This window comes from Solemya pervernicosa gill symbiont (assembly GCF_002020875.1).
Taxonomy (GTDB): domain Bacteria; phylum Pseudomonadota; class Gammaproteobacteria.
In genome coordinates this window covers 1-5,517 of sequence record NZ_MPRL01000104.1, presented here as the reverse complement: position 1 = coordinate 5,517, position 5,517 = coordinate 1, and the positions used below count along the sequence as shown (strand labels likewise).

Genomic DNA, 5,517 nt, shown 5'->3' with positions numbered 1-5,517 from the left:
TCGTCGTTCGCTCGCGCTCTCAACTACGAATATGCAGACGGCGTCGACTATCGCGGACTAACCGCCTTCGCTTCGCTATCCATGGCGGTCAGCGGATGAGTTCTCGTATTATTTCAATCGAGTCCGACCCTTTTGGTTGCTTTTTGCAATAGCGGTATTACCAGCCACCTCCATTGCAGGAAGCAACAAGAACTCGAAAGATTCATTCAAACTAATAGATGGCGTTTTCTATGTATCCATATTTGAAGGACACCTAGTCATACCGAACAAATTCTTCTTAAACGCCTCATCAACAATCTCGGATATAAAATTTGAATTACATACACACCAGTACCCACTGGTTGAATATAATTACGGCAGATACAGCACAATACAGTTTTATAACGCAAACGAATTCATGAGTGACAAATCAAGCAATAATGTCATTAAAGATAACCAGAACAAGATTTTGTCGTGCTACGGATTCAATCAGTTAATCATGGAAGTATTTGATGGCGAGAGAAAGATCAACTTTGCTTATTTCTTCGATGATAAACAGGTTGTTATGGTATTCAATGTTGATCAGTCTGACTGGATGAAAATGTTGGAGTGGTTTTTTTATGCCAAAAATGATCCGAAAGGCGAATGCGTCAAACACTACGACCCGGTAAAACTGAAGGTAGATTCTTTGGAAGATTCAGGAACAATCAAGAGATGATTGATGGAGAACACTCTCTAGGAATAATATTAGCGGATTATCCCTGTTCCTGTTTGGAATCCAGAAAGAATATTTCTGAGTGGATTATCTTATGCTACCTCACTTATCCCTATTTATTGGAGCATACCTCATAGGAATATTACTAAAGAAATAACTTGGTCTTCGATACCCCGCTCTCATCCATTCAAGTTTGTGCATCACTTCTGATCGACCTCACAACAATTCACAGGAAAAATTCATCTAATCTTTCTTACTTGCAGTATCCCGGTATGAAAGCGTGATCGACCTCATCAATCTGCTCCGGATCGAGATACTCATGTGCATATTTCAGATAGAGCTTCTGCTCGATAAAGAGATCAAGCAGGTCACCGTCTATCTCCCCATCTTTGCGCATAAACCCTAGAATCTTCATCGTCTCCGAGAGCTGTTTTGCCGGTTTGTAGGGGCGTTTGTTAGTTAGCGCCTCGAAGATATCGGCGATCGCCATAATGCGTGCCTGAATCGGTAGTTGATCACCTGAAAGACCTCTGGGATAGCCGCTGCCATTGATCTTCTCGTGGTGGGCACCCGCATAGAGCGGCACCTGCTCGAGATGTTTAGGGAAGGGGATCGACTCCAGCATCGAGATGGTCAGTGAGACGTGTTTGTTGATGACATCCCGCTCTTCGGGTGTCAGTGTCCCTTTCGCGATGGTCAGGTTGTAGAGCTCACGCTCATCGAGCAGTGGGCGTTGCTCTCCGTTGATAATCAGCTCACGTTTGCCGATCTCTCGCACACGCGCCTGATCCTCATCCGTCATGAACTCACCGCCGATATTAGCCCGTTCGATGAACTGCTGCTCATCATCAAGTTCAGCCAATCGTTGTTGATAGTCGCTATCGATCTGATCGGCTGATTCTCCACCCTTAGCAAGTTGACGCAGGCGCTTTATCTCCAGATCGCGACGCAATATTTCAAAGCGACAACCCACCTCATGAATGGCATCGTGGATCGTCTCCAGCTTTGTCCGCTTGTCGACGACATACTCAGGCGTAGAGACCTTACCGCAGTCGTGCAGCCAAGCCGCCGTCTCCAGCTCATGGATATCGGCATCGGTCATTTTGAAATCTTTCAGCGGTCCGGAGGTTGTGGAACTGGCCGCTTTGGCCAACATCATGGTGATGACCGGAACCCGGCGACTGTGGTTACCCGTATGAGGAGACTTCTTATCGATCGCCTTCGCCAACATACGGATCAATGCGACAAACATCTGCTCAAGGCTATCGATCAGTTGACGATTGGTCAGTGCAATCGCCGCCTGCGAGGCAATCGCCTCGGTTAGCTGCTGTAACTCGGAAGAGAAGGGGATGATCTCGTCGTTCTCTTCATCCTGGGCATTAATTAGCTGCAATACACCGATAATTTTTGATTCGTGGTTCTTCATCGGTACGGTGAGAAATGACCTGGAACGGTAACCCGTCTTCTGGTCGAATTCGCGGGTACCGGAAAAATCGAAGCCCTTGGTCTCATAGGCATCGGCAATATTGACCGTGCTGTCATTGAGAACCGAGTAGGTCACCACCATGTGTTCAAGCGGATTACCATCCGGGTCGTACATAGGAATCGGCTCGAAGGGGATCTCGGTACCCGTCGTACCACCCATGGCGAAATCGAGAGAATCGGTTCGCACGATCTCCATCTTCAGAGTCTGATCGTCCTGAACGGTGTAGATCGTTCCCCCATCGGCATTGGTGATCGCCTTGGCACCGACCAGAATCATCTCTAGTAGACGTGGCAGGTCCTTCTCCGCCGAGAGAGCGACGCCGATCTTAATCAGGTTGTTGATTCGGTCGAGTATCTGCATATGAGGCTATTCTATTAATTCTCACTGAAAAGCGTTAGGTAGAAGATAGCTGATCCTCCGCTGTTAGCACAAAACATCATGTGAAAACGCTGATTCATAGTGAATCAGGATGATATGAGATCAAAAAACGTTCAGTGTAATGCGCGAATCGGAGTGAATAGCAGGGCCAAAGCGTTATAATGGCAGCGTTTTACATACGTGGCTCCACAAGCCACCTCGCCAATCCCAGCGCATTACCGAATACTCGTCAAACCAATAAGGACACTCATGAAAATTGGGATCTATGTTGATGCAGAGAATGTCAGGCTAAATGGTGGCTACTCCATGCGTTACGACGTGTTGAGAGAGTTTGCCCGACGCACAGGCGGTGATGTACTGCGCATGAATACCTACATGGCCTACGACGAGGAGCGTGCGCGCGAAGATCAGCACTATCGGAACAAGCAGTCCGATTACCAGCAGGCGCTTCGCAACAACGGCTGGAAGGTAATCACAAAAAAGGTCAAGCGTTATACCGACGAGGAGGGCAATGTCTCGGTCAAGGCCAACGCCGATCTCGATCTGGCGGTCGACATTCTTCGCCAGGGCGAGCATCTCGACTACATTCTGCTAGTTACCGGTGACGGGGACTTTTCCCGAGTAGTTAGCGCACTGCAGGACTACGGTTGCCGGGTCGAAATTTTGGCCTTTAAGAACATCTCCAACCAGCTACGCCAACAGGCTGATAGTTATCACAACGGCTACCTGATACCCAACCTGCTGCCGATGACCGATGCTCGGAGCGGTAACAACCAATGGGGTAAAACAAACCACAAAGTCAGAGGCATCGCTTCAAAGTGGATTGATGATAAGGCCTTCGGCTTCCTTCTCTACCTCGTTCCCAATGGGGGAGACCTGCTCAACACTAACTACAACGATGAGGCCTCTCCCTATCGAAGCGCCTTTGTTCATCTCAACGAGCTGACAGAGGGGACCTACGCCAACATGATGAGCAATCGTGACAATATTTTTGAATTCACCCTCTCAGAAAAAACACAGGATGGTGAGAAGAAAGGTTATGCCGCAGATGTAACCATCGTCGCGGGACCGGGTGCACCCACGACCGAGTACAGCGGTAACGGCACAGCCAAACAAAAGACGGTCAGCTACAAATAGGTATCAATCTGTTAGGAGATATTGGTTGTGCCCTGAGCAGGGACTATTGCCCACTGTCACCGCTCCTCAATTCAGGGTGTTCCCGGCATACCTGCTCTACCGTTACCAATGCCTTCTGGTACTCGAAACTATCGATCTGTTTCTCAAGTGTCTTGCCCAGCGAACCGAGGGCGTTCTTAAGCAGACCGGCATTCGCCTCGAAGAGTATGTTGGCATCGGCATCCGACATTGCTAGTAGAGGTTTAAAATCGCTCAGAAGATGTTTAACGGCCATCCAATCAACCTCGGCCGAGAAGGGCTGAGAGGTCTCCTCAGGGAGGCAGGCAAGGATGGCCTCAGCCAATAGCTGCATTTTGCTCTCTAATAGAGTGGTTAGACGCTCAATCTCAACGCTCTCACTCCCTTCTTTAATCGCTGTTTCCAACTCCTTAGCGTGTTGCTGCACCTCTGTTGCCCCCAGGGTTCCCGCTACCCCCCTCAATGAATGGGCAAGCCGCCGAGCCTCCTGATTCTCTTCCTTCGCAATATGTTCTCGCAGTCGAGCCATATCGTCACCGTGCTCAATAGCGAAACGCCGCAAGAAACCTAAATAGGATGGCTGGTTGCCGAGCAGAGCAGTCAGACCGACAGAGGTATCCAGTCCTGCAATGGTGGGTAGATTAGTATCGGGTGGTGATAAATCTTCTGACTCGGATATTGGATCAACGGCGGGAGTCTCCTTACTATTACTGGTCAGATTTGAGTTTGATTCGGCTGACATTTCACTCTGCTGCAACCAGTTAAGCAGGGTGGAAAAGAGAACCTCCGGCTCCACCGGCTTGCTGACGAAATCGTCCATACCCGCCAACTCACAATCATGACGATCGTCGTCGAAGGCGTTTGCCGTCATCGCCAGAATAGGGGGGATGCTCCCTTCCCGCAGGGCTCGAATCGCTCGTGTTGCCTCCAGACCATCCATCTCAGGCATTTGGATATCCATCAAGATCAGGTCGTATCTGTGGGTACGCGCCATCTCCAGTGCCTCGAGTCCGTTCTCTGCCGTGTCGACCTCCAGACCAACGCTATGCAGCAGCTCCAGAGCCACTTCTCGGTTGATGGCATTATCCTCAGCAAGCAACACTCGGGAGCCAGCATGGCGCAGATGCAATTGTGCCTCTGCGTTGTGCTCACGCCTATTCTCCGGGCTGGGCATGACCCCATGACCGCGCGCCAACCGTGCAGTAAGCCAGAACGTGCTGCCCTTTCCCGGTGTACTGTCGACACCAACCTCGCCACCCATCATTTCAGCCAGGCGCTGTGTGATCACTAGCCCGAGGCCGGTGCCGCCGTACTTGCGAGTGGTCGAAGCATCAGCCTGCTCGAAGACCTGGAATAGCTTGGTCAACTTGCTAGCGGCAATACCAATACCGCTGTCCTCGACCTCAAAACGTATAGTCAGCGTGTCACGCTCCTCTTCCAGCAGCTTGGCGCGCAGGGTGATATTGCCATGCTCGGTAAATTTAACGGCGTTGCCGGCGTAGTTGAGCAGGGCCTGGCGTAGCCGAGTGGGGTCGCCCCTCAACCAGACGGGCGCATCATCGCACTCCGCCACAACACTCAATCCCTTTGCCTCGGCTGAATCGCTAATCAGTGAGACGATGTTGTCAATAATCGCCGAGATGTGAAAATCGGTGCTCTCCAGTTGCAGACGACCGGCCTCAATCTTGGATATGTCGAGGATGTCTCGGGGAGTCGCTATTTTTGCGGAAGCATGTTTTGGGCATCCAAGCCCAAGCAAGCGGCAAATACTTAACGCGACCGTTTATGCCTACGGCGCCCCGAC

4 protein-coding genes are annotated in these 5,517 nt (G+C 50.5%); 2 read left to right on the top strand and 2 right to left on the bottom strand.

All coding sequences use genetic code 11. The annotated features are described in order from the left end of the window. Positions 1–397 precede the first annotated feature (397 nt). Positions 398–697 carry a hypothetical protein gene (locus tag BOW52_RS16025; RefSeq protein ID WP_135622560.1) on the top strand — a complete coding sequence of 100 codons (300 nt, stop codon included), beginning with the start codon at positions 398–400 and terminating at the stop codon, positions 695–697. Between the two features lie 250 nt (positions 698–947). Here BOW52_RS16025 and BOW52_RS16020 read toward each other — a convergent pair whose 3' ends face one another. Further along, positions 948–2,540, bottom strand: a complete 1,593-nt coding sequence (locus tag BOW52_RS16020; RefSeq protein ID WP_078485089.1) for an HD family phosphohydrolase — start codon at positions 2,538–2,540, stop codon at positions 948–950. 267 nt (positions 2,541–2,807) lie between these two features. On the opposite strand from BOW52_RS16020, the gene BOW52_RS16015 reads away from it, so the two are divergent. Further along, the gene (locus BOW52_RS16015; protein WP_078485088.1) at positions 2,808–3,695 is read left to right on the top strand and encodes a LabA-like NYN domain-containing protein; all 888 of its coding nucleotides are present in this window, start codon (positions 2,808–2,810) and stop codon (positions 3,693–3,695) included. A 43-nt stretch (positions 3,696–3,738) separates the two neighbouring features. Here the strand turns inward: BOW52_RS16015 and BOW52_RS16010 are convergent, their stop codons facing one another. Beyond that, complete coding sequence (locus tag BOW52_RS16010) at positions 3,739–5,472, bottom strand: response regulator (protein WP_078485087.1); 1,734 nt, start codon at positions 5,470–5,472, stop codon at positions 3,739–3,741. Positions 5,473–5,517: the final 45 nt, after the last annotated feature.